At 47.0% G+C, this 400-nt stretch carries 1 protein-coding gene; it reads right to left on the bottom strand.

Annotated features, from left to right (window positions below; translation table 11 throughout):
- Positions 1-400, bottom strand: a 400-nt coding sequence (locus tag ASU35_RS07195) for an AAA family ATPase (protein ID WP_242861224.1), incomplete at both ends; no start/stop codon positions are given.

The following is a 400-nucleotide window of genomic DNA, read 5'->3' as shown; positions in this document are numbered from 1 at the left end:
TGGAATTAAAGAGGCTCCTTGTGAAGGAAACCAGCTCGTCCCAATAGCCCTCCAGATACGCCTCCTGCATCGGCGTGTCGTATTCGTCCAGCAGGATAATGACCTTTTTGCCGTAATAGCGGCACAGGAAATCAGAAAGCTGATAAAGGGCTGAGGTCGCATCGCTGTCGCTTACCTCCACTGATAATATTCTGTCAAAATATGCCCGATCCGCATCAGTCAGCGCTTCACTTTCCTTCAGAAAAGAACACTTGATATACAAATTCCTTAATATCTCGCAAATCTTATCCCTTGTGGCTCTATAATTGGTTTCCTTGACTCTTGCAAAGGACAGATTGATAACCGGATAGGTTCCCTGCAGCTTGCGGTATCTTTCCTCCTCCCAGATGGAAAGCCCCTC

The organism is Acetivibrio ethanolgignens (genome assembly GCF_001461035.1).
Taxonomy (GTDB): Bacteria; Bacillota; Clostridia; order Lachnospirales; family Lachnospiraceae; genus Velocimicrobium; species Velocimicrobium ethanolgignens.
The sequence above is the reverse complement of the archived record's forward strand: the minus strand, read 5'-3'. Positions and strand labels throughout refer to the sequence as shown.